24 protein-coding genes and 2 tRNA genes are annotated in these 26,011 nt (G+C 66.5%); 11 read left to right on the top strand and 15 right to left on the bottom strand.

Annotation, left to right across the window (positions count from 1 at the left end; genetic code table 11):
• Window positions 1–6: 6 nt before the first annotated feature.
• Window positions 7–993, bottom strand: a complete 987-nt coding sequence (gene coxB / locus ACOZBP_RS14210) for a cytochrome c oxidase subunit II (RefSeq protein ID WP_422676967.1) — start codon at window positions 991–993, stop codon at window positions 7–9.
• Between the two features lie 249 nt (window positions 994–1,242).
• On the opposite strand from coxB, the gene ACOZBP_RS14205 reads away from it, so the two are divergent.
• The 4 genes from ACOZBP_RS14205 to tldD all read left to right on the top strand — a co-directional run bounded on the left by ACOZBP_RS14205 (window position 1,243) and on the right by tldD (window position 4,572).
• Window positions 1,243–1,659, top strand: a complete 417-nt coding sequence (locus ACOZBP_RS14205) for a PadR family transcriptional regulator (RefSeq protein WP_422676966.1) — start codon at window positions 1,243–1,245, stop codon at window positions 1,657–1,659.
• Window positions 1,659–2,231, top strand: coding sequence for a DUF1700 domain-containing protein (locus tag ACOZBP_RS14200; RefSeq protein WP_422676965.1), 573 nt, complete (start codon window positions 1,659–1,661; stop codon window positions 2,229–2,231). The genes ACOZBP_RS14205 and ACOZBP_RS14200 overlap by 1 nt, the downstream gene beginning before the upstream one ends.
• Window positions 2,232–2,256: 25 nt before the next feature.
• On the top strand, window positions 2,257–3,036 hold the full coding sequence (locus tag ACOZBP_RS14195) for a GIN domain-containing protein (RefSeq protein ID WP_422676964.1): 780 nt from the start codon (window positions 2,257–2,259) through the stop codon (window positions 3,034–3,036).
• A gap of 105 nt (window positions 3,037–3,141) precedes the next feature.
• Complete coding sequence (gene tldD, locus ACOZBP_RS14190) at window positions 3,142–4,572, top strand: metalloprotease TldD (protein WP_422677057.1); 1,431 nt, start codon at window positions 3,142–3,144, stop codon at window positions 4,570–4,572.
• Here tldD and ACOZBP_RS14185 read toward each other — a convergent pair.
• Window positions 4,569–5,546, bottom strand: coding sequence for a TraB/GumN family protein (locus tag ACOZBP_RS14185; protein WP_422676963.1), 978 nt, complete (start codon window positions 5,544–5,546; stop codon window positions 4,569–4,571). The genes tldD and ACOZBP_RS14185 overlap by 4 nt on opposite strands.
• Before the next feature lie 148 nt (window positions 5,547–5,694).
• Between ACOZBP_RS14185 and ACOZBP_RS14180 the strand changes: the two genes are divergently transcribed.
• Complete coding sequence (locus ACOZBP_RS14180; RefSeq protein ID WP_422676962.1) at window positions 5,695–7,731, top strand: TonB-dependent receptor plug domain-containing protein; 2,037 nt, start codon at window positions 5,695–5,697, stop codon at window positions 7,729–7,731.
• A gap of 121 nt (window positions 7,732–7,852) precedes the next feature.
• Here ACOZBP_RS14180 and ACOZBP_RS14175 read toward each other — a convergent pair whose 3' ends face one another.
• The gene (locus ACOZBP_RS14175; RefSeq protein ID WP_422676961.1) at window positions 7,853–9,634 is read right to left on the bottom strand and encodes a peptide MFS transporter; all 1,782 of its coding nucleotides are present in this window, start codon (window positions 9,632–9,634) and stop codon (window positions 7,853–7,855) included.
• 221 nt (window positions 9,635–9,855) lie between these two features.
• On the opposite strand from ACOZBP_RS14175, the gene ACOZBP_RS14170 reads away from it, so the two are divergent.
• Entirely contained in the window at window positions 9,856–11,022 is a 1,167-nt protein-coding gene (locus tag ACOZBP_RS14170) for an N-acetyltransferase (RefSeq protein ID WP_422676960.1), read from the top strand.
• Between the two features lie 13 nt (window positions 11,023–11,035).
• Here ACOZBP_RS14170 and mscL read toward each other — a convergent pair whose 3' ends face one another.
• The 5 genes from mscL to aroA all read right to left on the bottom strand — a co-directional run bounded on the left by mscL (window position 11,036) and on the right by aroA (window position 16,138).
• On the bottom strand, window positions 11,036–11,446 hold the full coding sequence (gene mscL / locus ACOZBP_RS14165) for a large-conductance mechanosensitive channel protein MscL (protein ID WP_422676959.1): 411 nt from the start codon (window positions 11,444–11,446) through the stop codon (window positions 11,036–11,038).
• A 15-nt stretch (window positions 11,447–11,461) separates the two neighbouring features.
• Window positions 11,462–11,752 (bottom strand): integration host factor subunit beta, encoded by a 291-nt coding sequence (locus ACOZBP_RS14160; RefSeq protein WP_292034669.1) that lies wholly within the window; start codon window positions 11,750–11,752, stop codon window positions 11,462–11,464.
• 212 nt (window positions 11,753–11,964) lie between these two features.
• The gene (gene rpsA / locus ACOZBP_RS14155) at window positions 11,965–13,668 is read right to left on the bottom strand and encodes a 30S ribosomal protein S1 (protein WP_422676958.1); all 1,704 of its coding nucleotides are present in this window, start codon (window positions 13,666–13,668) and stop codon (window positions 11,965–11,967) included.
• Window positions 13,669–13,876: 208 nt separating this feature from the next.
• Complete coding sequence (gene cmk / locus ACOZBP_RS14150; RefSeq protein WP_422676957.1) at window positions 13,877–14,530, bottom strand: (d)CMP kinase; 654 nt, start codon at window positions 14,528–14,530, stop codon at window positions 13,877–13,879.
• 324 nt (window positions 14,531–14,854) lie between these two features.
• A complete protein-coding gene (aroA, locus tag ACOZBP_RS14145; protein WP_422677056.1) occupies window positions 14,855–16,138 on the bottom strand; it encodes a 3-phosphoshikimate 1-carboxyvinyltransferase in 1,284 nt (427 codons plus the stop codon).
• A gap of 175 nt (window positions 16,139–16,313) precedes the next feature.
• Here aroA and ACOZBP_RS14140 point away from each other — a divergent pair, with 175 nt between their 5' ends.
• The 3 genes from ACOZBP_RS14140 to ACOZBP_RS14130 all read left to right on the top strand — a co-directional run bounded on the left by ACOZBP_RS14140 (window position 16,314) and on the right by ACOZBP_RS14130 (window position 17,147).
• Window positions 16,314–16,781 (top strand): TIGR02300 family protein, encoded by a 468-nt coding sequence (locus ACOZBP_RS14140; RefSeq protein ID WP_422676956.1) that lies wholly within the window; start codon window positions 16,314–16,316, stop codon window positions 16,779–16,781.
• A 128-nt stretch (window positions 16,782–16,909) separates the two neighbouring features.
• Window positions 16,910–16,985: transfer RNA gene (locus ACOZBP_RS14135), tRNA-Ala, on the top strand.
• Between the two features lie 86 nt (window positions 16,986–17,071).
• Window positions 17,072–17,147, top strand: a tRNA-Ala gene (locus tag ACOZBP_RS14130).
• Between the two features lie 50 nt (window positions 17,148–17,197).
• Here ACOZBP_RS14130 and ACOZBP_RS14125 read toward each other — a convergent pair.
• Window positions 17,198–17,410 carry a hypothetical protein gene (locus tag ACOZBP_RS14125; RefSeq protein ID WP_422676955.1) on the bottom strand — a complete coding sequence of 71 codons (213 nt, stop codon included), beginning with the start codon at window positions 17,408–17,410 and terminating at the stop codon, window positions 17,198–17,200.
• Window positions 17,411–17,649: 239 nt separating this feature from the next.
• On the opposite strand from ACOZBP_RS14125, the gene ACOZBP_RS14120 reads away from it, so the two are divergent.
• A complete protein-coding gene (locus ACOZBP_RS14120) occupies window positions 17,650–18,561 on the top strand; it encodes an isopenicillin N synthase family dioxygenase (RefSeq protein WP_422677055.1) in 912 nt (303 codons plus the stop codon).
• Between the two features lie 82 nt (window positions 18,562–18,643).
• Here the strand turns inward: ACOZBP_RS14120 and ACOZBP_RS14115 are convergent, their stop codons facing one another.
• The 3 genes from ACOZBP_RS14115 to ACOZBP_RS14105 all read right to left on the bottom strand — a co-directional run bounded on the left by ACOZBP_RS14115 (window position 18,644) and on the right by ACOZBP_RS14105 (window position 22,373).
• Window positions 18,644–20,464, bottom strand: coding sequence for a ubiquitin-activating E1 FCCH domain-containing protein (locus ACOZBP_RS14115; RefSeq protein ID WP_422676954.1), 1,821 nt, complete (start codon window positions 20,462–20,464; stop codon window positions 18,644–18,646).
• A gap of 198 nt (window positions 20,465–20,662) precedes the next feature.
• Complete coding sequence (gene mtgA / locus ACOZBP_RS14110; RefSeq protein ID WP_422676953.1) at window positions 20,663–21,367, bottom strand: monofunctional biosynthetic peptidoglycan transglycosylase; 705 nt, start codon at window positions 21,365–21,367, stop codon at window positions 20,663–20,665.
• A gap of 40 nt (window positions 21,368–21,407) precedes the next feature.
• On the bottom strand, window positions 21,408–22,373 hold the full coding sequence (locus tag ACOZBP_RS14105) for a WD40 repeat domain-containing protein (protein ID WP_422676952.1): 966 nt from the start codon (window positions 22,371–22,373) through the stop codon (window positions 21,408–21,410).
• 87 nt (window positions 22,374–22,460) lie between these two features.
• Between ACOZBP_RS14105 and ACOZBP_RS14100 the strand changes: the two genes are divergently transcribed.
• Window positions 22,461–23,162 (top strand): alpha/beta fold hydrolase, encoded by a 702-nt coding sequence (locus ACOZBP_RS14100; protein ID WP_422676951.1) that lies wholly within the window; start codon window positions 22,461–22,463, stop codon window positions 23,160–23,162.
• Between the two features lie 182 nt (window positions 23,163–23,344).
• On the opposite strand, the gene ACOZBP_RS14095 is transcribed toward ACOZBP_RS14100, so the two are convergent.
• The 3 genes from ACOZBP_RS14095 to ACOZBP_RS14085 all read right to left on the bottom strand — a co-directional run bounded on the left by ACOZBP_RS14095 (window position 23,345) and on the right by ACOZBP_RS14085 (window position 25,822).
• A complete protein-coding gene (locus tag ACOZBP_RS14095; protein ID WP_178824386.1) occupies window positions 23,345–23,554 on the bottom strand; it encodes a DUF2093 domain-containing protein in 210 nt (69 codons plus the stop codon).
• Window positions 23,551–24,660 carry a CobW family GTP-binding protein gene (locus ACOZBP_RS14090; RefSeq protein WP_422676950.1) on the bottom strand — a complete coding sequence of 370 codons (1,110 nt, stop codon included), beginning with the start codon at window positions 24,658–24,660 and terminating at the stop codon, window positions 23,551–23,553. Before ACOZBP_RS14090 ends, ACOZBP_RS14095 begins: the two co-directional genes overlap by 4 nt.
• Window positions 24,661–24,847: 187 nt before the next feature.
• Entirely contained in the window at window positions 24,848–25,822 is a 975-nt protein-coding gene (locus ACOZBP_RS14085) for a cation diffusion facilitator family transporter (RefSeq protein WP_422676949.1), read from the bottom strand.
• Window positions 25,823–26,011: the final 189 nt, after the last annotated feature.

The following is a 26,011-nucleotide window of genomic DNA, read 5'->3' as shown; positions in this document are numbered from 1 at the left end:
GTCTTGTTACTGGGCGGCCGGCGCGACGGGCGCGGCAGCGGCTGCGGGGGCCGCGGGAGCGGCGGCGGCGGTCGGGACGGCGGCGGCGTCAGCAGCCGGAGCGGCGACGACTGCGGCGGCGGCGGCCGGGGCGGCGGCGGCGGCCGCAGAGGCGGCAGCGGCGGCTTCATCAGCCTTCTTCGTCATGGAGCCGCCCTTGGAGGCGACCCAGGCGGCGAACTCGGCCTCGGTGACGACGTTGATCTGCATGGGCATGAAGGCGTGGTCGACGCCGCACAGCTCGGAGCACTGGCCGTAGTAGATGCCGGTCTTCTCGGCGTTGAACCAGGTCTCGTTGACTCGGCCCGGGACGGCGTCGGTCTTCAGGCCGAAAGCCGGCAAGGCGACGGCGTGAATCACGTCGGAGGCGGTGACCAGCAGGCGAACGGTCTTGCCGACCGGCACGACCATCGGCTCGTCGGCGGCCAGACGATAGAGGTGGGGCGGCGCCCGGTCCTCGGGCGTCATGTTCGAAATATATTCGGCCACGCCCTGGTCAGGGTATTCATAGGCCCAGTTCCACTGGTTGCCCGTGACCTTAACCGTCAGGTCGGGGTCCGGCATGTCGTGATAGGCGAACAGCAGGCGGAACGAGAACAGGGAGATGCCGACAAGGATCAGCACCGGCACCACGGTCCAGATGATCTCGATGACCGTGTTGTGGCTCCACTTGGCCGGAACCGGGTTGGCCTTCTTGTTGAAGCGGATGGCGATCCAGATCAGCAGGCCCAGAACCAGCAGGGTGATGATCGTGATGACGGGCATCAGCACCACGTCATGGAAGAAGATCGCCTCATGCTTCAGCGGCGCGGCGGCGGGTTGCAGGTTGATTCCGCCCGGGGTCGGTTGCCCCAGCAGATCCTGCGCCCATGCCGGCGCGGCGACGAAGGCGGCAAGGGCGGTCGCGGCGACACCGCCTCCGATCCGCGCCATGGCTCGCGTGCCCATCCCCATTCGAGTCCTCATAAACCGTTTCGCAGCCGATACTTGCGAGCAATTCGCAAACACCCCCGGGCCCTTGGCGGACCTCGGCGTTTCAGGCCGGTCCTTATCGGCTCGGGTTGCGCTTGCCAAGCGATCAAGCGCCGCAAGTGGAGAGATGAGGCGAAACTTCGGCGGATTAATTCGCTGTCATGTAAAGATAGCTACCTTGCACCACACGATACCTTGCGATACCCATTCGTCATCACCGAAGGGAACGCCATGCCCGAATCCATCGACATCCAACTGAAGAAAGGCGTGCTGGGATTGTGCGTGCTGGCCCTGCTGGCCCGCGACGACAGCTACGCCTACGAAATCGCCAGCCGCCTGTCCGACGCCATCGGCATGGGCGAAGGCACCATCTATCCGCTGATGCGGCGAATGCAGACCGACGGACTGGTCGAGACCTATCTAGTCGAATCCTCCAGCGGTCCTTCGCGCAAATACTATCGCCTGACCGCATCGGGACGCGCCGCCCTGGAAGGCCAGACCGTCGAATGGCGGGCCTTCGCCCAGGCTGTCGACGCCTTGGTCGCCGGCACAGCCGCGGCCCGAAGCGAGACCATCGCCGCCGGCGCGCCGGTCGAACCGGCCGCCCTGACTGACCAATCCGCAGACGCTCAACGGGGAGATGAATAATGAACCGCGCCGAATTCCTGGCCCGCCTGCAACGCGGCCTGGTCGGGCTGCCGACCACCACGGCGGCCGACATCGTCGCCGACTATGAGAGCCATTTCGCCGACGGCCTCGCCGCCGGCCGCACCGAGGCGCAGGTCGCCGAGGCCCTGGGCGATCCTGACCGCCTGGCCCGCGAGCTGAAGGCCGAGGCCAGCGCCAAGCGCTGGGGACAGGAGCAGACCGCCTCCTCGGCCGCCGGGGCCATCTTCGGCATCCTGGGCCTGGGCGCGATCGACATCCTGATCCTGCTGCCCATCGCCCTGCCGGTGTTCGGCACGGTGCTGTCGCTGCTGATCGCCGGGGTTGCGGTCTTCGTGGCCGGCGGCGCCGTCCTGGTGGTCGGCCCCTTCATCGGCGTGCCGGGCGGCGCCCTCGCGGCGGCCCTGCTGGGCGTCGGCCTGATGGGTCTGGGCATCTTCATGACCGGGACCATGGCCCTGCTGACCAAGTGGCTGATCGACGCCACCGTCTGGTACGCCCGCCTGCACTACCGCGTGGTCAAGCCCGCGCTCGAACCCCAATCGCAAGCCTGAAGCTGGACCTGAGGGAGGAACTGACATGATCCGCAATCTACTCATCATCTCGGGCGCCGGTCTGATCCTGGCCATCGTCGGCATCGGCGGCGCCTTCGCCGTCGGCGGACGCGACCTGGCCCGCCAGGACTGGACCTGGGTGGTCACCGACGACGACGCCGGCGACGACAGCTTCAAGGTCGAGCGGGGCGCCGTCTCGCCCGACACCACCCGCACCATCGCCTGGACCGGCGACCAGCGGCTGGCCATCGATCTGCCCGCCGACATCACTTACGACCAGCAGGCCGACGAGCCCGGCATCACCATCATCGGTCCCAAGACCGTTGTGGACCGCGTCCGCTTCTCCAACGGCCGCCTGACGATGGACGACGTCCCGCGCGGCGACCGCAGCTACATCCGCTGGACCCGCACGGGCATCCACGGCTGGAGCGAGACCGACGTGCTGAAGGTCGTCATCAAGGCCCCCTCGGTGAAGGCCTTCGACCTGTCGGGCCCGACCGAGCTGAACATCCGCGGCTATGACCAGCCCGCGCTGGACCTGACCCTGACCGGCAGCTCCGAGGTTCGCGCCCAGGGCAAGACCGAGGCCGTGACCCTGGACATCTCGGGCTCCGGCAACGCCGAACTGGAAGAGCTGTTCGTCACCGACGCAACCTTGCGCGTCAGCGGCAGCGGCGACGCCGAGGTCGGCCCGACCGGCAAGGCCGAGGTCGATGTCTCGGGCAGCGGCTCGGTCCGTCTGACCCGCCGCCCGGCCCAGCTGCGTCAGGACATCAGCGGCTCGGGCGACGTCACCCAGGACTGATCGCCTTCCGACAACAATGATGGTTCGGCCCCTTTCGCACCGCGAGAGGGGCCGATCGCCTTGACGGGCCGTGACGCAGCGCCCCTCAGCCCCTATCTAGCCTTCATGAGCAACGCCGCCTCCCCCTCCCCCATCCTCGACGCCGCCGGCGTGGCCCCCGACGAGGCCCTGTCCATCCTGCAGACGGCCCTGGCCGGCGCCGACGACGGCGAGCTGTTCCTGGAAAAGACCGAGAGCGAATCGCTCGTCTTTGACGACGGCCGGCTGAAGGGCGCCTCATACGACGCGGTCGAGGGCTTCGGCCTGCGCGTCGTGGCGGGCGAGACCGCCGGATACGCCCACGCCAACGAGATTTCCGCCGCCGCCATCCGCCGCGCCGCAGACAGCGCCTCCCTGGCCAAGCGCGGCTATTCCGGCCAAGCCGCCGCGGCCCCGCGCGCCACCAACCAGAAACTCTATGACGAGGTCGATCCCCTCGCCTCGCCCGGCTTCTCGGACAAGATCGAACTGCTGTCGGAGATCGACGCCTGGGCTAGAGCCCGCGACCCGCGCGTGGTTCAGGTCTCGGCCTCGATCACCGGCGAACGCCGCGCAATCGAGATCCTGCGCGCCGACGGCCGCCTGCTCAGCGACGTGCGCCCCCTGGTCCGCGTCAACGTCTCGGTCACGGTCGAGCGCGACGGCAAGCGCGAGAGCGCCTCGGCCGGCGCCGGCGGCCGCGCGGGCTTCGAGGCCTGGCTAGCCCCCGACCGCTGGCAGGGCCAGATCGACGAGGCCCTGAGGCAGGCCCTGGTCAACCTGGACGCCATCGACTGCCCGGCGGGCGAGATGGACGTGGTCCTGGGCGCCGGCTGGCCCGGCGTCCTGCTGCACGAAGCCATCGGCCACGGCTTCGAGGGCGACTTCCACAGGAAGGGCTCCTCGGTCTTCAGCGACAAGATGGGCCAGCGGGTGGCCGCTCCGGGGGTAACCGTGGTGGACGACGGCTCCATCGCCGGGCGTCGCGGCTCCCTGTCGTTTGACGACGAAGGCACCCCGACCTCGCGCACCGTCCTGATCGAGGACGGCATCATGGTCGGCCTGATGCACGACCGGCTGTCGGCGCGTCAGCTGGGGGCCCAGGCCACCGGCAATGGTCGTCGCCAGTCCTTCGCCCACATGCCCATGCCGCGCATGACCAACACCTTCATGGAGGCTGGAAACGACAAGTTCGAGGACATGATCGCCTCGACCAAGCGCGGCCTCTACGCCGCCAACTTCGGCGGCGGACAGGTGGACATCACCAACGGCAAGTTCGTCTTCCAGTGCACCGAGGCCTATCTGATCGAGGACGGCAGGATCACCGCACCCGTCCGCGGCGCCACCCTGATCGGCGACGGGGCCACGGCCCTGACCCATATCCAGATGGTCGGCGATGACTTCGCCTTCGACCCGGGCGTCGGCGTCTGCGGCAAGGCCGGCCAGGGCGTCCCCGTCGGCATCGGCCAGCCCAGCCTCAAGATGGGCGGCCTGACGGTCGGCGGCACGGCGGTCTAGGGGGCTGTCGCTTCGGCGAGATCCGCCTTCCACTCCGGTCCTTCGATCTCGTAGCCCTTAGCCGCCAACTGATCGAGCACGCCGTCCGGCTCGGCCAGAACGCGGAGCTGCGCCACCGCCATGGTCACGCCTGGCTCGCCAAGGGCGGTCTGCACCGCGTCGGCCCACTGGCGGCGCAGCAAGGGCGCGATCTCGGGATCGCCCCAGGGCCAGCACAGGCCCAGCGCCTGCTCCAGCGGCTGGGCCATGACATCCGACACGCGACGAGCCTTCCACGCGGCGATGCGAAGCGCAGCTCCCTCGGGGCCGGCCTCGGCGGCCGACAAGGCCGTCTCCAGACAGGTCGCATAGGTGGCCGGCGGAGCGGTGATCAGGCTGTCGACGATCTCGTCGCCGCGCACGGTTCCGACCGGGAGCACGGGGATGCGGGCGTCGCGCGCCGCCTTCTTGATCACATCGGTGGCGTTGCGGGTGCGGCCGCGCTCATAGCCCGCCTTGTCGCTCATCAGATCCATGCTGAGGATCATCAAGCTGTTGGTGCGCCAGCTGTCATTACGCTGATCCGCCATGACCGCGTCCAGCCGCGCCTGAACCTCGGGGGCCAGATAGTCGGCGGTCGTGGTCCCTTTCGGCAGGGTCGCCACGGTGCGGATACGCCAGATCAGGCGGAGGACATCGGCGACCGAGGCGCGGCCTTCCTGAGGAAACAGGATGCGCTGCGCGCGGCGCGTCGCCGCCTCAAGCGCCTCGGGTCGCCATTCGACATCGCGCGGCACGCCGCTGATGGCTCCAACCAGGATGAGGGTGCTGCCTCCGCGCCTCACTTCCCAGATGGGGGCGTCGGTGCGGCGGGCGGTGACGACAACCTCGTCCACGGTGGTCACCGGCGTGGCCGAAACCTCCTGTGACAAGGCCGGCGCGCCCAGCGACAGGCCAAGAACAAGCGCCAGGAGGGCAAGGATATGAGAGTTCATGAAGGCTGGCGTAACAGTATCTAACAGGCGTGTAATCTGACCATTCCGTAATGCTGTCGGAGATTTAATCCACCTGTCAGGCTTGTAACTGGAGACCGGGCGTCGCCGCCGTCACACCTCTCCCCACGACCGAGGGAGAGACGACGTCATGACCAAGACCATTCTGCTGGCCACCACCGCCGCACTGGCGTTCGCCGCAGCCGCACCGGCTTTCGCCGACACCGCGCGCGCGCCCCAGACCGCCGAAGCCAGCGATCAGGGCGTCCTGGTCTTCGCCCCCGACTTCTTCAAGGACGCCCGCCCCAATACGGCGCTGGACATGGTCAACCGGGTGCCGGGCTTCTCGGTCAACGACGGCGACGGCGCGCGCGGTTTCGAAGGCGCGGTCGGCAACATCCTGATCAACGGCTCGCGCCCGGCGTCCAAGAACGACACCGGCTCCAACGTCCTGGGCCGCACCGTGGCGACGCAGGTCGAGCGGATCGAACTGGTGCGCGGCGGCGCCCCCGGCATCGACATGCAGGGCTATTCGGTCGTCGCCAACGTCATCCTGAAGACCACGTCCAGCCGCGAGCACGTGCTGACTGCCAACGCCAGCCTGTTCGAGGGCGGCCAGGACCTGTTCGGCGGCTCCTATCAGTTCACCGCACGCGAGGGCGAGCGCACCTGGGGCGTGACGCTGAGCGACGGCATCTCGTCCAGCGACTCCAACGGCGCCGGCTACGTGGTTCGCACCGACGCCAACGGAAACGTCCTGCGCAACGAGCAGTATTACAACGACGGCTACGGCGGCGGGACTTCGATCCGGGGCAACTTCTCCAACCCCTTCATGGGCGGCAAGATCGACCTGACGGCCCGTTACGGCCTCAATGACTGGCACAACATCAACCTGCAGACCGCCCCCGACGTCCGCCGCGAAAGCCTCTATGACGAGGACGGCCACAGCGGCGAGTTCGGCGTGGTCTTCACCCGCCCCCTGTCCGAGAAGCTGAAGCTGGAAAGCCGCTTCATCCACGAGTTCGGCGACTTTGAAAGCGTTTCGACCTCGCGCACCCGACTGGCCGGGGTCGATAGCCCCGAACAGCTGTTCAGCGGCGAAGGCGAGTCGTCGGAGACCATCCTGCGCAGTCTGGTCCGCTACGAGCGCTCGTCCGCGATGGACTTCGAGGCCGGCGGCGAGATCGCCTACAACATGCTGGAGGTCGAACAGGCCTATACGGTCGGCGGCGTGGCCGTCCCCCTGCCCTCGGCCTCAGTCAAGGTCGAGGAGACGCGTGGCGAGCTGTTCGGCAAGGCGACCTGGCGGATCAACCCCAAGTGGACGCTGGAAACCGGTCTGCGGCTGGAATCCTCGACCATCAGCCAGTCCGGCGACGCCTCGCAGGAAAAGAGCTTCTTCTTCGCCAAGCCGCGCGTTCTGGCGACCTGGACCCCCATGGCCAACACCCAGGTGCGGCTGCGCATTGAACGCACCGTGGGCCAGCTGGACTTCGGCGACTTCGCCGCCTCGGCCGAGTTCGCCGACGAAAATGTCTTCGGCGGCAACGTCAACCTGGAGCCGGAATCACGCTGGGTCGGCGAAGCCACCTTCGAGAAGCGTTTCTGGGGCGAGGGCATCGTCAGCCTGGGCCTGCGCCATGACGAGATCACCAACGCCATCGACCTGATCCCGCTGGACGGCGGCCTGTCGGCGGTCGGCAATATCGGCGACGGCACCCTGGACCAACTGGCCCTGAACGTGACCATCCCCACCGACAAGCTGGGCGTCTCGGGCGGCAAGTTCGGTTTCCGCAACACCTGGAACAAGACCGAGGTCACCGACCCGACCACAGGTGAGAAGCGCCCGATCTCGGACGTTCGCGCCACCCAGGCGACCATCACCTTCCAGCAGGACATCACGGGGCTGAAGCTGCAATGGGGCGGCGCCTGGATTCCCCTGCTGGGCCAGAAGGGCTATCAGCCGGACCAGATTTCGGGCTGGCGCGGCACCGACTATTACGAGCTGTGGGCCGAGTACAAGCCGACCCCGACCCTGTCGATCCGCACCCAGGTGAATATCTGGAACGACTTCGATGTGACCCGCACCGTCTTCGCCGACCGTGAGACCCGGCCCGTGGCTTTCGTCGAGGAGCGGTTCGTCGATCCCCGCACCTTCTGGCAGATCCGCGTCCGCAAGACCTTCTAGGGCGGAAGGCCAGGACCTCCGCCGCCTCCCCGAGGAAGCAGGAAGGCCCCATGACCAAATGAAAAGGGCGGCGCCTCATGCGAGACGCCGCCGTTCCCTTGTCGATCAGGATGTCAGGCGATCAGTGGATGCCCGCCATGCCCTTCTTCAGGAGGGGCGACAGGATCAGCAGCACCACGCCGACCACGACGCCGGTCCAGCCGATGGTTCCAAAGATCGAACCATAGGTCTGCAACGCCAGTTCAGGGCTGGTGACCACGCCCGCGACCGTATCGGTCGAGGTCGCCTGGGCGATGAAGCCGGCGGCGATGTGGGCCACCGAGCTGGACAGGAACCAGACGCCCATCATCAGGCCGACGACGCGATCCACCGACAGCTTGGTGATCATCGACAGGCCCACCGGCGACAGGCAGAGCTCGCCCATGGTGTGCAGGAAATAGGTCAGGAAGAGGAAGAGCAGCGGCACGCGGAAGTCCACGCCAGCTTGCGTGGCCGAGGCCCAGGTCAGCAGCAGGAAGCCGGCGCCGACCAGGACCAGGGCGAAGGAGAACTTGACCGGGGTCGAAGGCTCCATGTTCCGTTTGCCCAGCCAGACCCAGAGTGCGGCGATGATCGGACCGCCGATGACGATGATGCCCGGGTTGAACATCTGGGTCATGGGGGCATTGAACCACGACGGCATGGCCGTCGACTGGTCCGCGAACAGGGTCAGCGACGAACCGGCCTGTTCGAACAGGGCCCAGAACAGGACCGAGAAGAAGATAAGCGTCAGGGCGACCAGCATGCGGCTGCGTTCTGCGCCACGCAGCTTCAGCACCACATAGCCCACCACGGAAGCGAAGATGACGCCGGCCAGCCAGGGCAGAGCCGTCTCGATGATATGGTGACGCTGCATCAGCAGCCAGACCGGGAAGACGGCGACCAGGCCGCCGATCCAGAAGATGGCTTCGAACGGCAGGCCGAAGACCTTGCGGGTCTTGAGCATTTCCGGCTGCGGCGGACCGCCGCGACCTTCCAGCCAGCTCTGACCGAGAATGAAGGTGACCAGGCCCAGAAGCATGCCGATGCCGGCGAGGCCGAAGCCATAGGCCCAGCCATACGTGATGCCGAGATAGGAGCAGGCCGCAGTAGCCAGCACGGAACCCAGGTTGATGCCGACGTAGAAGATGGTGAAACCGCCGTCGCGACGGGGGTCATTCTCTTCATAGAGAGCGCCGACGACCGTCGAGATGTTGGCCTTCAGGAAGCCGACGCCGACGATGATCAGCGACAGGGCGAAGAAGAGAACCGGCTCCCCAAAGCCGAGATCCCGCACGGTTTCCAGCCTGTATCCATCCGTAGCGGTGAAGGCCGGGAAACCGCCCGCCGCCGGCGCCACGGCCGGCGCCGCGGCATCTGCCGCCATCGCAGCCGCCGGCTCAGCGCCGACGCGCGAAATGCCTTCCGGCGAGATCGTGATCTGGGTCCGCTGGTCGCCGTTGACGGCGAAGATGGTGCGGTTCTGATCGCGGCCTTCGACCTGAAGCTCGTAGGTGGTTGCGCCGATGGTCAGGTTTTCACGACCGCCCTTGCCCTCGAACGCCATCGTGAAGTGGCCGGCGACCAACAGGACGGCGCCGATGATGACGGCCTTGCGCGAGCCCAGATACTTGTCGGCGATCATGCCGCCGACGACCGGCATCAGATAGACCAGCGCCGCATAGGCGGCGTAGATGCCTTGCGCCTCTTTCGGGCCGAACAGGAAGTGCTGGGTCAGATAGAGGACCAGCAGGGCCCGCATGCCATAGTAGGAAAAGCGTTCCCACATCTCTGTGAGGAACAGGACCACCAGCCCCCGCGGGTGTCCCAGAAACGTCTTGCGAGGCGCCGCCGACAGCGCGCCCCCCCCATCCGTCGTGCTCAACGGCGTTCTCCCAAAAGCTACGCCTGACTGGCGCTTCAAGGGCGGAGAAACAGCACGACAGGACCGCGCGAACAAGCGTTAACCCCGCAACCCGTCACCGCAATGACGCATTTGTCAGCCTTCGCGCCACAACCTTTGCGTGTAAGAGCCGGGGCGGCACGTCCGATGCAACTCAAAGCCATATCGACAGTTGCTGTACCATAACGGAATAACGCTGTGTCATGACCCGCCCATTTCGGCCCTCAGACGTCTCCGCTGTTAACGACCTGCACCGCGCAGTGTGGTGGCCGGAACGTTCGTCGGCGGGCTGGCGCTGGCTGGACGACAACCCCGCGCGCCGCGATCTGGGCGCCCCGGCGGGCTGGGTGGTGCCGGACGCCTCGGACGTCCCGGCCGCCTTCCTCGGCAACTTTGTCCAGCGTTTCTGGATCGGAGATCGCGCCCTTTATGGAGCAACAGGTTTCTCCGTCATCGTGCCGCCCGACCAGAAGGGCCGCAGCCGCGACCTGATCGGCGCCTTCGTGCGGCAACCGGGCTGCTTCGCGCTGTACACCCTGAACGCCAACGCCCGCTCCAGCCCCCTGTACAAGCGGTTTGGAATGATCGCCTGGCCGCCCGCCACCCATGCGCTCAAGCTGTCATGGATCATCAATCCCGCCGCCTGTCTCTACAGCCGGGGCCTCCGAGCCCTGGTTGCGCGTGAGCCTCGCGCCGCTCGCTGGCTGGGCGAGCAGTTGATGCCACGCGGGCGCGCGCCCCGTCCTGTCGCCGCGGCGGGATTGCCGGACGGGATTTCGGAACTGCAGGATCTGTCCGACCAGTCACCCTATGATCGCTTCTGGCAGGCGCTGCGCCGACAAGGGCGGCTGGTGGCCGATCGCAGTCCGGCCATGCTGCGCTGGCGACTGGCGGATCCCGACCTGACGTCACGGCCACTCCACCTCGTGCGCCGTCTCGGCGATGAGATCACCGGTCACGCGATCGCTCTTTTGGGCAAGGGCAACTCCATCGAGCCGCCGACGCTGGAGATTCTCGACCTGGAGGCGCTGGATAGTGATCGCCTGGCGATCCCGGCCCTGGTCGCCGCCCTGCTGAAACTCGCCCCGACACTCGGCGCCGCCAAGGTGCGCCTGCCAATGGTCACCGACGTGGTGCTGCAGGACCTGGGCGCGCTGGCGCACAGGGCGCGACGGGAGGGCGGATGGGGCCATTGCCATGTCATCTTCACGCCTGACGTCGACGCGGCCGACGGCTGGCGCCCGACACCGTTTGACGGCGACTATTCGTTCTGCATTCGCCCGCTGCCCATCCGATCGCCGCGCGCACGCCGGCAATGGTTCTCCGACAAGCAGGACCCCACCATGTCAAAGGCCGGCGCTTCGACCTAGCGTGCGCATGATCCTAGGGGCGGGCTTTCAACTCGTCGCGGATTTCCGCCAGCAGCGCCTCTGTCGGCGTCGGCGCGGCGGGGGCGGTTTCCGTCGGCTGTTCACGGCGCAGCTTGTTGATCGCCTTGACCACCAGGAAGACGACGAAGGCGACGATCAGGAACTGGATCAGGGTGTTGATGAAGGCGCCGTACTGGATCGCCACCTTCTCGACCGCCGTGGTGGCCGGGTCCTCGGGCACCAGGACCCATTCCAGCTTGGAAAAGTCCACCCTGCCCAGCAGCAGCCCGATCGGCGGCATCACAACCTGATCGACCAGACTGGTGACGATCTTGCCGAACGAGGCGCCGATGATGACGCCGACCGCCAGGTCGACGACGTTGCCGCGCGCGGCGAATTCACGGAACTCGGTCAGAAGGCTCATAGCTCAGTCTTTCGTTCAGGCGTCGCCAGAAGCGTTCAGGCGCTCGCGCAGTTCCTTGCCGCTCTTGAAGAAGGGGACGGCCTTGGCCGGAACCTCGACCGTGTCGCCGGTGCGCGGGTTGCGACCGACGCGAGCCGGACGGCTGCGCACGGAAAAGGCGCCGAAGCCCCGCAGTTCGACCCGGCCGCCATCCGACAGCGACTCGGTCATCTGACCCAGGATGACGTTGACGACCCGCTCCACCTCGGCGTGGGTCAGGTGGATATTCTCGGCCGCCAGCTTCTCGATCAGTTCAGACTTGATCATTCAGGCCCCCGCCCGTGGCTGTTTCAGATGCAGTCGCTTCCGCTCAGGCCCGCACCCTAACCGTCTGACGCCACAGGAATAAAGAGGGCGCATCGGATTAAGAGCGATTCTCAAGGGGTAGCCTCGCCATTGGCGCGGGTTCTTGCCCGTCGCGCAAGAAAAAAGGCGGCTGGATTGCTCCAGCCGCCCCATTTTCTGGTCGAAGAGGACGATTAGTCCTTCGAACCGGCCTTTTCGCGAAGCGCGGCGCCCAGGATGTCTCCCAGCGAAGCGCCCGAGTCCGACGAACCGAACTGTTCGATGGCCTCGGCCTCGTCCTTCATTTCCAGCGCCTTGACCGACACCGAGACGCGGCGCGTGGCCTTGTCGATGCCCGTGATCATGGCGTCGATACGATCGCCGACGGCGAAGCGTTCCGGACGTTGCTCGTTGCGGTCACGCGACAGGTCCGACTTGCGGACGAAGGCCGTGACCGGCGCGTCGTCTTCACCGAACTTGACTTCGATGCCGCCCGTTTCGATCGACGTCACGGTGACGGTGATCTGCTGGCCGCGCTTGTAGACGTCGCCTTCCATCGGGTCGCCGCCGAGCTGCTTGACGCCCAGCGAGACGCGTTCCTTCTCGATGTCGACGTCCAGCACCTTGGCCTTGATCGTTTCACCCTTGCGGTAACGCTGGATGGCTTCTTCGCCCGACACGTTCCAGTCCAGGTCCGACAGGTGGACCATGCCGTCGATGTCGTTGTCCAGGCCGACGAACAGGCCGAACTCGGTGGCGTTCTTGACTTCGCCTTCGACGGTCGAACCGATCGGGTGAGCCTCGACGAAGGCTTCCCAGGGGTTGTTCTGAGCCTGCTTCAGGCCCAGCGAAATACGGCGCTTGGCGCTGTCGACGTCCAGGACGATGACTTCCACTTCCTGCGAGGTGGAGACGATCTTGCCCGGGTGGACGTTCTTCTTGGTCCAGGACATTTCCGAGACGTGGACCAGGCCTTCGACGCCGGCTTCCAGCTCAACGAACGCACCGTAGTCGGTGATGTTCGTGATGCGGCCCGTGTACTTGGCGTTGACCGGGTACTTGGCTTCGACGCCGTCCCACGGATCCGACTGCAGCTGCTTCATGCCGAGCGAGATGCGCTGGGTGTCCGGGTTGATCTTGACGATCTGGACCTTGACGGTGTCGCCGACGGCCAGGACCTGCGACGGATGCGAGACGCGCTTCCACGACATGTCGGTGACGTGCAGCAGGCCGTCGATGCCGCCCAGGTCGACGAAGGCGCCGTAGTCGGTGATGTTCTTGACGACGCCTTCGCGGACTTCACCCTCTTGCAGCTGGCCGACCAGCTCCGTGCGCTGTTCGGCGCGGGCTTCTTCCAGGATGGCGCGACGCGAGACGACGATGTTGCCGCGCGGACGGTCCATTTTCAGGATGGCGAAGGGCTGTTCCTTGCCCATCAGCGGGCCGACGTCGCGCACCGGGCGGATGTCGACTTGGCTGCCGGGCAGGAAGGCCGAGGCGCCGCCCAGGTCGACGGTGAAGCCGCCCTTGACGCGACCGACGATGGCGCCGTTGACCGGCTGGCCTTCGGCGAAGACGACTTCCAGACGGGTCCAGGCTTCTTCGCGACGGGCCTTGTCGCGGCTGATGACCGCTTCACCCAGGGCGTTCTCGACGCGCTCGAGGTAGACTTCGACGTTGTCGCCGACCTTCGGGATGACGGCGCCTTCGCCGATGCCGAATTCGCGGGCCGGGATACGACCTTCGGTCTTCAGACCGACGTCGATGATGATGATGTCTTTCTCGATGCCGACGACGCGGCCGTGAACGACCTGGCCTTCGCCAAGGTCGCGACCTTGCAGTTGTTCGTCGAGCAGCGCGGCGAAATCGTCACGCGAGGGGTTATGGGTGTCGGTCATATAGCTCTGGGGTTGGGGCGCGCGACCGGGTGGTCCCGCACGGGTGGAAAGTCAGGGAAAGGGAAAGTCAGGTCGTCAGGACGCGAGGCCGGCGCAAGAGGCGCAAACAAATAAAGCCAGAGCGCCCGCGGAAGCCGAGGTCAGGAGCGTTGGATTTGTCCAGCAGGGTCTCTATGCCTTCCCTACCGCATCGCTGCTTGAGGGAATTCTAGACCCCGGCCCGGACTCGCGCCGCCTCGACGATACGGCGGGCCGCATCGAAGGCCGCTTCTATACCCAGATCGGTCGTGTCCAGCAAGACCGCGTCGTCGGCCTGGACCATGGGGGCGGAATCCCGGCCCGAATCCCGCGCGTCGCGACGGCGGATATCCTCCAGCATGTCGGCGAAGGCGATGTCCTGGCCCCGCGCCGTCAGCTGCTTCCAGCGCCGCTCGGCGCGAACCTCGGGCGTGGCGGTGACATAGAGCTTGGCGACGGCGGCCGGGGCGATGACCGTGCCGATGTCGCGGCCATCCAGAACCGCGCCGCCGGGCTGGCCGGCGAAGTCCTGTTGCAGCGTCAGCAAGGCCGCGCGCACGCCCGGATGGCTGGCGACCCGGCTGGCCGCCTCGCCCGCGTCACGCTCGGTCAGGCGAGCGTTGTCCGACAGGCCAGCGAGGTCCAGCGACAGGGCGGCCGCCTCGGCCGCAGCCGCGTCGCCCAGATCCTGCCCCGCGTCCAGAACCGCCAGACCCACGGCGCGATACAGCAGGCCCGTGTCCAGATGCGGCAGGCCGTAGTGGGTCGCCAGACGCGCGGCGATGGTGCCCTTGCCCGATGCGGCCGGGCCGTCGACGGCGATAACGAGAGGAAGGCCATTCATGTGCGTCCTCGTATGACCAACCGGCGCCTTATCCAAGTTCCTTGTCACCCAGCGATCCAATCGTCGGGCATCGCCTCGCCCAAAAATCAGCCGGTGACCGCCAAACATGAACACCGGCAGTAGGATGATCGCCCCAGCGACCCACAGATGTTCATGAGAAGCTTCAGATAGGTGAAGGTCGCGGTGACGGAGAGGAATCCGCTTCTCAACGAGAATGGCGTAAAAATAGTAGGTGAACAGAACGAAACCCGGGACGGCCGCAACCAGTGACAACTGATGAAGGCGTCGATCATCCCTGTCACTCAGTCGATGCCACCAGCCCATCTATTCCACCTTGGCGCCCAGCCCGTTCATCAACTCGACAAAGCCGGGGAAGCTGGTGGCGATCATTTCCGGGTCCAGCACCGAGACGGGCGCCTCCGCAGCCAGACCGAGGATCAGGTGGCTCATGGCGATGCGGTGATCGTGGGCGGTGGCGACGGTCGCGCCGCCCTTCACGGGACCACCCCCCACGGAACCAGTGACGATGAAGCCCTCGGCCTCTTCCTCCACCGCGACGCCGCAGGCGGTCAAGCCAGCCACCATCAGCGCAATACGGTCGCTTTCCTTGACCCGCATCTCCCCGATGCCGCGCATGACGGTGCGACCCTCGGCATAGGCGGCGGTCGCCGACAGGATGGGATACTCGTCGATCATGGAGGCGGCGCGGCCTTCCGGCACCGTCACGCCCTTCAGCGCCGAATAGCGGGCCGTGATGTCGCCTACATCTTCGCCGCCGCTGATGCGGCGATTGGAGATGGTCAGGTCGGCGCCCATCTCGATCCAGGTGTCGAACAGGCCGGTGCGCTGCGGGTTCAGCATGACGCCCTCGACCGTCACTTCCGAACCCGGAACGATCAGCGCCGCCGCCAGGGGGAAGGCCGCCGACGACGGATCGCCCGGCACGGCCACGGCGGTTCCGGTCAGCTTCTGCCCGCCCTTCAGGCGGATCCGCCAGCCCTCGCCGTCTTCAGTCACGTCCACCACCGCCCCAAAGGCGCGCAGCATTCGCTCGGTGTGGTCGCGGCTCTTTTCCGGTTCGACCACGACCGTCTCGCCCGTCGCGTTCAGACCGGCCAGCAGGATGGCCGACTTGATCTGGGCCGAGGCCACCGTCTGCACATACTCGATGCCGCTCAGACCGCCGCCGTGAAGAGTCAAAGGCACGCGATCCTCGGCGCCGTTCCAGTCGAGGCGTGCGCCCATGTCGGCCAGCGGCCCGGTGACGCGCTTCATCGGCCGCTTGCGCAGCGAGGCGTCGCCGTCGAAGGTCGCGCTCAGGTCATAGCCGGCGGCGGCCCCCATCAGCAGACGCACGCCGGTGCCGGCGTTGCCGCAATCGATGACCGAGCCGGGCGTCTTGAAACCGCCCTGGCCCGTCACCCGCCAGCGTCCCTCGCCCAACGTCTCGACGGTCGCGCCAAAGGCTTCGACGGCGCGGGCCGTGGCCAGGATGTCGTCGCCTTCCAGCAGGCCCTCGATCTCGGTCACGCCCTCGGCCATGCCGCCAAAGATGAGCGAGCGGTGCGACATGGACTTGTCGCCCGGGGCTCGCACAGCGCCCTTCAAAGGAACGGAAACGGGACGCGCAGTAAGGGTCGAAGGGGCAGTCACCTGGCCAAAAACTCCGATTGTTCAGGAAACGCCGCGCTGACGCGGAGAAGAAGGCTTTTGACAGCGGCCCCCGTGGGTGGCAAGGGAGCCGGCCGAATTCCAAAATTCAACTCCTGCCGAAGGTAATGCCGTGGCCAATCCCGAACTGGGCCAAAAGCAGGTCTGCCCGAACTGCCAGGCCAAATTCTACGACCTGAACCGTCGCCCGGCGCACTGCCCCAAGTGCGACGCCGAATTCGATCCGCTTGAAGAAGCCATGCGCAACCGCCGCGTTCGCGGTCGCACCGGCCCGGGCTTCGCCGCGGACGAAGAGGCCGAGGATCAAGTGGCCGACAAGGCGAAGGACGCCGACGACGAGGACGAGGAAGCCGAACCCTCGACCCCAGAAATCGACGAGGAAGGCCATGAGCCGATCCTGACCCCTGACGACGACGACGATGCTGAACCCAGCGCCGACGACGCCGGCATGGGCGCGTCCGACGGCGACGACGAGGACGCCCTTGGCGACGACGATGATGACTCGGTGCCCTTCATCGAAGACGAGGACGACGACAGCCTCGACGACGACATCGTCAAGCCTTCGCGCGACGACGACTGACACCAAGGTTCGGAAAAATAAGCGGAAAAAAAGTTGTCAGACTGGCTTGATCTCTCAAAAGCCCTGACATAGTTTCCGCCCCTCGCCGCAGCCCACCTCGGTCTCCGGCGAGACCGACCGAAAGGTTCGGGGCTTTAGCTCAGCTGGTAGAGCGCTTGCATGGCATGCAAGAGGTCAGCGGTTCGACTCCGCTAAGCTCCACCATCGAAGGCCCTGCGGAAATCCCGCGGGGCCTTCGTCCTATCTGCTCCGGCGCGCCGGAGCGCACATATATCCTCGCCGCAAGGCCTGGGGCTTTAGCTCAGCTGGTAGAGCGCTTGCATGGCATGCAAGAGGTCAGCGGTTCGACTCCGCTAAGCTCCACCATCAAAGGCCTCGCGAGACAGCTCGCGGGGCCTTTGTCCTGTCTGGAACCGTCATTCGTCTTCCATGGCCTCGAACATGGCTTCGGCCTCGTCGAAGGTATCATAGGCGAGCTGTTCGGGCGGACGAACGATCACGAACCAGGTAATCGACCGCCCCTCTCCCGCCTTCACGGTCTGCTGCCAGAAGCTGCGATCGGTCCGGGTCTGGAGCAGGGCCCAATCCCCTTCGCCTTTCGGCGGGTCAGGCTGCAATCGCGTGTCCATCTGTCATTCCCCTCTGACTGAACCGCCACACCACAACAGCGACGCTTGAGAGTCAAAGATTTGCAGCAGAATCCGAAAGGGCGCCGGGCTGCCAATTTGTTCCGGCAAGGCGTATGGAGACCGTCAGATCACCCAATCAGAGGCCTTATTCGCCCGTGAGTTCATCGCCGCCCCCTTCCGCCTTGGCCGCCTCCTCCGCCGAGGACAGGACCAGGACCCGCGCCATCGTCCCCGTGTCGATGCAGGGTTATGACGCCGACTTCCAGGCCTTCGCCGACGCCCTGGGCGCCTCCTTCTCGCGCTACGGGTTCGCCGTCATCGCCGACCACGGCCTGGACCAGCCGACGATCGACGCCGCCATCGCCGACGCCAAGGCCTTCTTCGCCCTGCCCGAGGATGTGAAGCGCCAGTACCATCAGGCCGGCACCGGCGGCGCGCGGGGCCTGACCCCCTTCGGCGTCGAAGCCGCCAAGGGCGCCGCCGCCGTGGACCTGAAGGAGTTCTGGCACGTCGGCCGCGAACTGCCGGAAGGCCATCCCTATCGCCAGTATATGCGCGACAACGTCTGGCCGACCGAGATCGAGGGCTTTCAGTCTCACCTCTATGGGATGTTCGACGCCCTGGATCAGCTGGGCCGCAAGATCCTCAAGGCCATCGCCCGCTACATGAAGCTGGGCGACGACTATTTCGAGGACAAGGTCGAGCTGGGCAACAGCGTCCTGCGCATGTTGCACTATCCGCCGGTTCCCGCCGACGCCCCGGGCGTGCGTGCGGGCGCCCATGAGGACATCAATGTCATCACCCTGCTGCTGGGCGCCGAAGAGGCCGGCCTGCAGCTCAAGGACGCCGACGGCGAATGGCTGGACATCGCCCCCCCGCCCGGCGCCCTGGTGGTCAACATCGGCGACATGCTGCAACGCCTGACCAACCACGTCCTGCCGTCGACGACGCACCGTGTGGTCAATCCCGCGCCCGAGCGTCGCGGCTTCGCCCGCTATTCGACGCCCTTCTTCCTGCACTTCAACCCGGACTTCCCGATCGAGACCCTGCCCTCGACCATCACCCCGGAAAACCCCGACCGTTACGCCGGCAAGACCATCCTGGCCGAGGACTTCCTGATGGAACGCCTCAAGGAGATCCGCCTGATCTAGGCCGATCAGGACATCGCCCGAACGAATAGAGGACCGGCGGATCCATCCGCCGGTCCTCTTGTTTGCGCGCCTGTCGCCCGCGTCAGCGCGCGATGCGCAGCCGAGTGATGTCGCGACCGATGGACTTGAAGGCTTCCTTCAGGTCCGTGCCGCTGTTGGCGTTGAAGAAGTGGGTGTTTTCGCTGGTGGCGCAGTCTCTCAGCACTTCGATAGCGGTATCAATGCCCATGCCGCCGGTACTGGGATTGGCGCCCAGGTTGAACCCAACCGTGTAGACGACAACCTGCTGGTCCTTCATGGCGTCACACAGCTTCACCGACTGCCCGAAGGCATTCCCATTCGTAGCGTTGCAGTTGATGTGGCTTGCCGCTCCGCCGCTGCCCGTCGTGGCGCTTTTAGCGATCACGTCCTGACAGAAGGGCGTGTTGAACTCGCCGTCCGTCATAAGGATCACGACTTTCAACGTCTTTGCAGGATCGTAGGCCGCCGGCTGACTGTCGCCGGACCACAACGAATTGAAGTTCGGCGAAATCATGTACCAGGCCCATGCGAGACCGATCTGACCTGCGGTCGATCCTCCGTCCTCCAGAAGATCGATCTGATCGGTCAAGGTCCCTCGCGTGCTGGAAAGGGGCGTGACCGCAGCAGCAGGACAGGCGTTGCCCGACGGGTCCGTATAGCTGCGCCCCACGCGTGCACTCGCCGTGGGCGCCGCATCCGTATAGGCCTGCCCCCCGGTCCGTTCACTGACGCAGGTGCTGACCTCATAGGTTGTCTTGCCGCCCGAAGCATTGTCGAAGCGATAGGCCTGACAGCCCTGCGTGGTGCACCAGACGCCGCCATTGCCGGAGTAGGCGCTGTAGGATGGGGCGATGACCCCGATCGAAAAGGTGTTGGTCGTCGCCTGACTGACCGGGAAGGCTCGCTTGTTTACGTCCGTCATGCCCTCAACCTTGTCGATCCAGACATAGGCGCTGTTGGCATAGCCGTGATTGTTCGCCGTCACCCGGACCGAGCAGTCGGAAAGCACGCACTTTTGTATGGTCCCTCCCGATGTGTAGGTGCTGTACCCGGACGAGGTGCTGATAGCGGAGGACTGACCGGGGACGCGGACCTGGAACGTATTGTTCTGCTTGTTGACGATCTCCAGCGCGCGACCGTTCATCTGGGTCATGCCTCTGATGCCGCTGATCCAGACAACGTCGCCGTTGGCGAAACCGTGATTGCTCGACGAGAAGACCGCCGGATTGGCCCTGGTGATGCCTGAAATATTCTTGGCTACGCCTGTTTTCCACTGGATGTCGGTAATTGAAACCGGGCCTGGAATCGCCCCGCGCGCACTGGCCGCATAGCCTCCCAGGTTCACGCCGACGGCGTAGGGGACCAAGGCGACCTTGGAATAGAAGGGCGTCTGCTGGTCCTGCACGACGATGCCGATAAGCTCAGTCGCCGCCGCTTTGAGGTCGATAAGCGGCTGGCCCTTCATCGAACCGGTGATGTCCAGCGCCATGGCGACTTCGACGTCGCGCGAGGCGCGCAGAACTTCGGAATGGCTGCCGACCGGCAGGTAGTCGTCCAGGATCTTGCCGTAGGGCGGCAGGACGATGTTGGCGACGATGACCTTCACGTTCACACGGGCGTCGGCGACAATTCTGTTGCCGTCGAGCTTGAAGCTGGCCGTGTCGCCCGAGTCCGGTTTGAAATAGGCGGGCATGTTGGCCTTCAGCGCCGCCAGGCCGATGCGGTCCAGGTTGGCATCATCGGTGTATTTGGAGCGGGCGGCGGCCAGGGCGGCGGCGTCCAGCGCGTCCTGCAGGTTGGCCTTCACCTTGGAGGCCTGGTGGATGTCGATGGCTCCCAGCGAAACCATCACCAGGGCCGGCAGGGCCAGGGCGAACATCATCGCGACGTTGCCGCGCCTGCCTCTGGCGAAGCGCGCTGCAAAACGCCGCGCCGCGCGCGCCCATCGGTCCAGTCCGCCTATCGCCCCGTGCTTCACCGTTCCAACCCCAGAATTCGTCCACGGGCGCAGACCCGCACTCTGACCGAAGGTGACGCGGTTCGGTTAAGGCTTGGCCCTATGGCGACGGTTAACGCCGCCTTAGCGGTCGACGCAGGCGTCGAGCCCCTGCTCGCGCACCGTGCCCATGGCGGCCTGGATGCGGCTGGCGCGGCGGCGGACATAGGGGCCGGGGTCGGCGGCCCGATAGCGGCGCGGGCTGGGCAGGATGGCGGCCAGGCGCGCGGCCTCGCGCGCCGTCAGATTGTCGGCGCTCTTGTTGAACCAGTGACGCGAGGCGGCCTCGGCGCCATAGACGCCCGGGGCCCACTCGGCGACGTTCAGATACATCTCCATGATCCGCCGCTTGCCCCAAACGACCTCGATCAGGCCGGTGTAGCCGACCTCCAGGCCCTTGCGGACCCAGTCGCGGCTGGGCCAGAGGAAGACGTTCTTGGCGGTCTGCTGGCTGATGGTCGAGGCGCCGCGCCGCTTGTCCGAGCCGCGCTGCTCGGCCCGTTCATTAGCCGCCATCGCCTTCTGGATAGCCTCGACGTCAAAGCCGTGGTGCTGACAGAAGCGGGCGTCCTCGGCGGCGATCACCGCCTCGACCAGACGCGGCGAGATATGGTCCAGCGACCGCCAGCGATAGTCCAGGCCCTGGCCCGCCGCCGCCTGCTGGACCATCAGGATGGTGAACAACGGCGGCACGAAGCGATGCAGCACCACCCCGCCAATCGGGATCAGGGCCAGGATCAGCAGCAGGGTCAGCAGCGGGCGCCGCTTGCGGGTCTTCGCACGGGTCATGCCGTCATCCTGCCGGGCTCAAGCGTCAGCGCAAGCGAGATTACAGCGAGACCACGCCGGCCTGGCCGTTCTCGTCGGCCCAGGCGATGCGGGCCGAACCCGCGCTCATGGCCAGGGCGACGATGGGCGCGCCCTTGTCCTCCTTGATGAAGGCCAGCCCCTGCCCGGCCGGATCGGCCCACCAGACGCGGCCGTCTTCCAGACCTGCGGCCAGCCGCCCATGCTGTTCGGCGGCGGCGACGTGGGCGATCAGGGTCGTCTCGTCAAAGCCGATCTCGGTCGCCTCGCGCCCCATGGGGCCATTGGCGCCGATGAAGGGCCACAACACCACGCCCTGCGCGCCCGAGGTCGCCAGCAACTGACCCTTGGCCATGAAGGCGAAGCTCTTCACCTTGGTCGGATAGCCGCCCATCCGCATGTTCTTCTGATCCTTCAGCCGCCAGCCGTGCAGTTGCGCGTCCTGCATCGAGGTGACGACGAAGGCGCCGTCGGGCGAGAAGGCCACCGCCAGGTGCGACCCGGCCCAGGCCAGCTTGACCGGCTGCTGTTGCTCGATGCGGGCGTACCACAGGGCCGCCCCGCCATAGGTGGCGGTGGCGATGCGCCGTCCCTTGGGATCAAAGGCCACGCCCGAGACGGTGCGTTCATGCTGGAAATCCCGGCGGAAGCTCACGTCCTTCACGTCGATCACCGACAGGGTGCGCCCCGCCGAAAAGGCGATCAGGCCGGAGGCCGGCGAGGCGGCGATGGAGTCGATCCATTGCCCCTTGGCGGTGGCCAGCAGCACCGCCTCGCCCTCGCGGCTCCACACCACCTTGCCGTCGTCGCCGCCAGTGACGACGCCCTCGCCCGAGGGGTGGACGCAGGCGCACAGGATGGCGCCGTCATGGACCTCGCTGCGGGCGCCGTTCTCGAACCGCACCGAGCCGTCGCCCAGGGCGAAGATCGCGCCCGTCTTGTCGAACAGGGCGGCGGTGACCTGGGCGTCGAAGGAGAAGGTCGTCATGTCGGCTCGCAGGCAGAGAAAAAGGTCAGACGCGCCTCATAGCCTCCTCCGTCGCGTCTGTCGCCCGCCGGGCCTATAGAGACGCCCATGACCCTGCTGCTCATTCCCGGCTTCATGGCCGACGCGACCCTGTGGGACGCCATGACCGCCGACCTGACCCCGTTCGGGCCGCTGGTCGCCACCGACCTGAGCCGGGGCGAGGACATAGAGAGCATGGCCGCCGCCCTCCTCGGCGACGCGCCCGACACCTTCGTCGCCGTCGGCTTTTCCATGGGCGGCTATGTGGCGCGCGAACTGGCGCGGATCGCGCCGGAGCGGGTCAGCGCCCTGATCCTGATCGCCACCTCGGCCCGCGGCGACACCGAGGAGTTGATCCGCCAGCGCCGCTCGGCTCTGAAGGCCGCGCCGAAGGCCTTCAAGGGCCTGAGCCGCCCGGCCATCGTCTCGTCCCTGCATCCCGATCTGGCGACCGATGAGGCCATGATCGCGCGCGTCCGCGACATGGGCTTGCGGCTGGGCGGCGAAGTCTTCCATCGCCAGTCGGCCATGGCCCGCGCCGGCGACCTGGACCGGCTGGCCGAGATTACTCAGCCGACGCTGATCATCGCCGCCGACGCCGATCGCCTGCGCGGGCCGGACGAGGCCGAGGAACTGCATCGCGGGATTCCGGGCTCGACCCTGGTTCACATCCCCGACAGCGGCCACATGATCCCGCTGGAACAGCCACAGTCGCTGGCGAAGGTGATGACGGATTGGCTGGATACCCTCTCCCATTGGGAGAGGGCTTGAGGCTCGGAGAGCCGAAGGCGATCCGCCAGCCGAAAGGGTGAGGGTCGCGGACGAACGTCGGCCGAAGGCCGTGGCGCGCCGGCTTACGCCGACGGAGGCCTTAGCCCCTCACCCTTTCGCCTTCGCCAATCGCTGCGCCGCCGTGCGCTCAAGCCCTCTCCCGCCGGGAGAGGGTCGGCCGCTTACTTGTGCGTCTCGACCCAGCGCTGGGTCATCAGCGCGCCCGAGGCGTAGGCCTCCTGCAACTCCACGCTCCAGTAGTTGAGCATGTCCAGCGGGATGACCGCGCCCGAGACGGCGCAGACCACATGGTCGCCGCCCTTGACGATCTCGAACTCGGGCGTGCCGTAGATGACCTTGGCCTCGACCCGCGCGCGCGGGGGCGGGTTCATGCCGCGCAGGCCTCGAACCCGGCCTTCAGTTCAGCTTCGTTCAGGTCGCGGCCGATGAAGACGGCGCGGCTCCAGCGGCGTTCCTTATCGCCCCAGGGCTTCTGCAGGTCGCCTTCCAGGATCATGTGCACGGCCTGGAAGACCAGACGGCGGTCCTCGCCGTCCACGTCGATGATGCCCTTGGCGCGCAGGATGTTCTGGCCCTGCTCGCCCAGCAGCTTGTCCAGCCAGGCGGTGAACTTGGCGCCGTTCAGCGGCCGGTCCAGCGTCAGCGAGATGCCCTTGATGTCGTCGTTGTGGGCGTGGCCGCGCGGGCCGTGGTCGTGATGGTCGTGCCCATGAGCGTGATCGTGGTCATGGCCGCAGTGCTCGTCATGAACGTGGTCGTGACCATGGTCATGCCCGTGCCCGCAGTCGGCGTCGTGGACGTGGCCCTCGGCGCCGTGGGGCGGGTTCACGAAGTCGGGGCGGACCTCGACGATCCGCTCCAGATCAAAGCCGTGCAGGCCCAGGATCTGATCCAGCGGCACATTGGCGCGCTCGGCGCGAATGATCGGAGCCAGCGGGTTCAGGGCGCGCAGGCGGCGCTCGACCACGGCCAGTTCATCCTCGGAGGCCAGATCGACCTTGTTCAGGATGATGCGGTCGGCAAAGGCCACCTGCTCGCGCGCTTCCTTGGAATCGTCCAGGCGCGCCATGACATGCTTGGCGTCGACCAGGGCGGTGACGCTGTCCAGCTGGGTCTTGGCCTTGACCTCCTCGTCGACGAAGAAGGTCTGGGCCACCGGGCCGGGATCGGCCAGACCCGTGGTCTCGACGATGATGGCGTCAAAGGCGGGCTTGCCGGGGCGCTGGCGCTTCATCAGGCCCGAGACGACGCGGATCAGGTCGCCGCGCACCGTGCAGCAGACGCAGCCGTTGTTCATCTCGAACACGTCCTCGTCGGCGCCGACCACCAGGTCGTTGTCGATGCCGATCTCCCCGAACTCGTTGACGATGACGGCGTAGCGCTTGCCGTGATCCTCGGTGAGGATGCGGTTCAACAGGGTGGTCTTGCCGGCGCCGAGGTAGCCGGTGAGGACGGTGACAGGAGTCTTCTGGGTCATGGGCGGCTAGATGGAGCTTCAAGAGAAGAAAGAAAAGGGCGCCGCGCTTTCCTCCCCATTCCATGGGGAGGGGGACCGCGTAGCGGTGGAGGGGGCGGCGCAGACGGCTGACGGGGAGTCGCCCCCTCCGTCACGTCGGCTTCGCCGCCGCGCCACCTCCCCATGACATGGGGAGGAAAGCGTGAGCTCAGCAGGCCGGGCAGTCGGGCAGGACGCCGCTTTCCAGCTGGAAGGTCGTGTGGCTGACGCCAAACCGACTGCGGGCCACGGCCTGGGCCTCACCCAGCAAGGCGTCGGCGTCGGGCCGGTCATGCACCAGATGCGCCGTCAGGGCCGTGTCCGTGGTCGACAGCCCCCAGATGTGCAGGTCATGCACCGCGCTGACGCCCGGCAGGGCCAGGAAGGCCTCGCGGACCTCGGCCACCTCGACCCCGTTCGGCGCGGCGTCCAGCGCCAGGTTGACCGAATCCTTCAGCAGGCCCCAGGTGCTCAGCATGATGACGACGACGATGGCCAGGCTGACGAGGGCGTCGATCACGGCCCAGCCGGTCAAGAGGATCACGGCTCCGGCGACGACCACCCCCAGCGACACGGCGGCGTCGGCCATCATGTGCAGATAGGCCCCGCGCACGTTCAGGTCCTTGTGCTGGTCCTTCATGAACAGCAGGGCGGTGCCCAGGTTGATGAAGAAGCCGATGCCCGCCACGACCATGATGACGTTGGACTGAACGGGCGCAGGCTCAGCCAGCCGCCGCACGGCCTCAAACGCAATGGCACCACAGGCGAAAATCAGCAGCAGGGCGTTGCCCAGCGCGGCCAGCACCGTCGCCTTGCCATAGCCGTAGGTCCGCTTGGGTCCCGCCGCCCGCCGCGCCAGCCAGGCCGCGCCGCCGGCCATGGCCAGACCCAGAACGTCGGACAGGTTGTGGCCCGCATCGGCCATCAGCGCCGCTGAATCAGCCCAGATCCCGGCCCCGAACTCGCAGACCACAAAGGCCAGGTTGACGATCAGGCCAACGGCGTAGCGCCAGTCGCCCGTATCCACCGGCCCATGATGATGCCCGCCGATGCCGTGGGAATGGCCGTGGCCATGGTCATGACCCGAATGGTCGTGGCCCCCATGGGAATGGTCGTCATGGTCGTGTGCGTGATCGTGCCCCATGCAACCCCTCTAGGCCCGCCCGCATCACCGCGTCAACGACGGCGAACGTAAGTCATTGAATGTAAATATATAACCTATCAGTAACCCCGCGATCAGGCCTAGGTCCAATCGACATTCAGGGATTCACGGGCGGCCTGATGCGTGATTCATAGGTCTCCGCTTTGGCGGAGGTCAGCGATGGGCGTGAAG

This window comes from Brevundimonas sp. NPDC058933 (assembly GCF_049315965.1).
GTDB lineage: Bacteria > Pseudomonadota > Alphaproteobacteria > Caulobacterales > Caulobacteraceae > Brevundimonas.
Note: the sequence above shows the minus strand (reverse complement) of the source record. Positions and strands in the feature narration are given on the sequence as shown.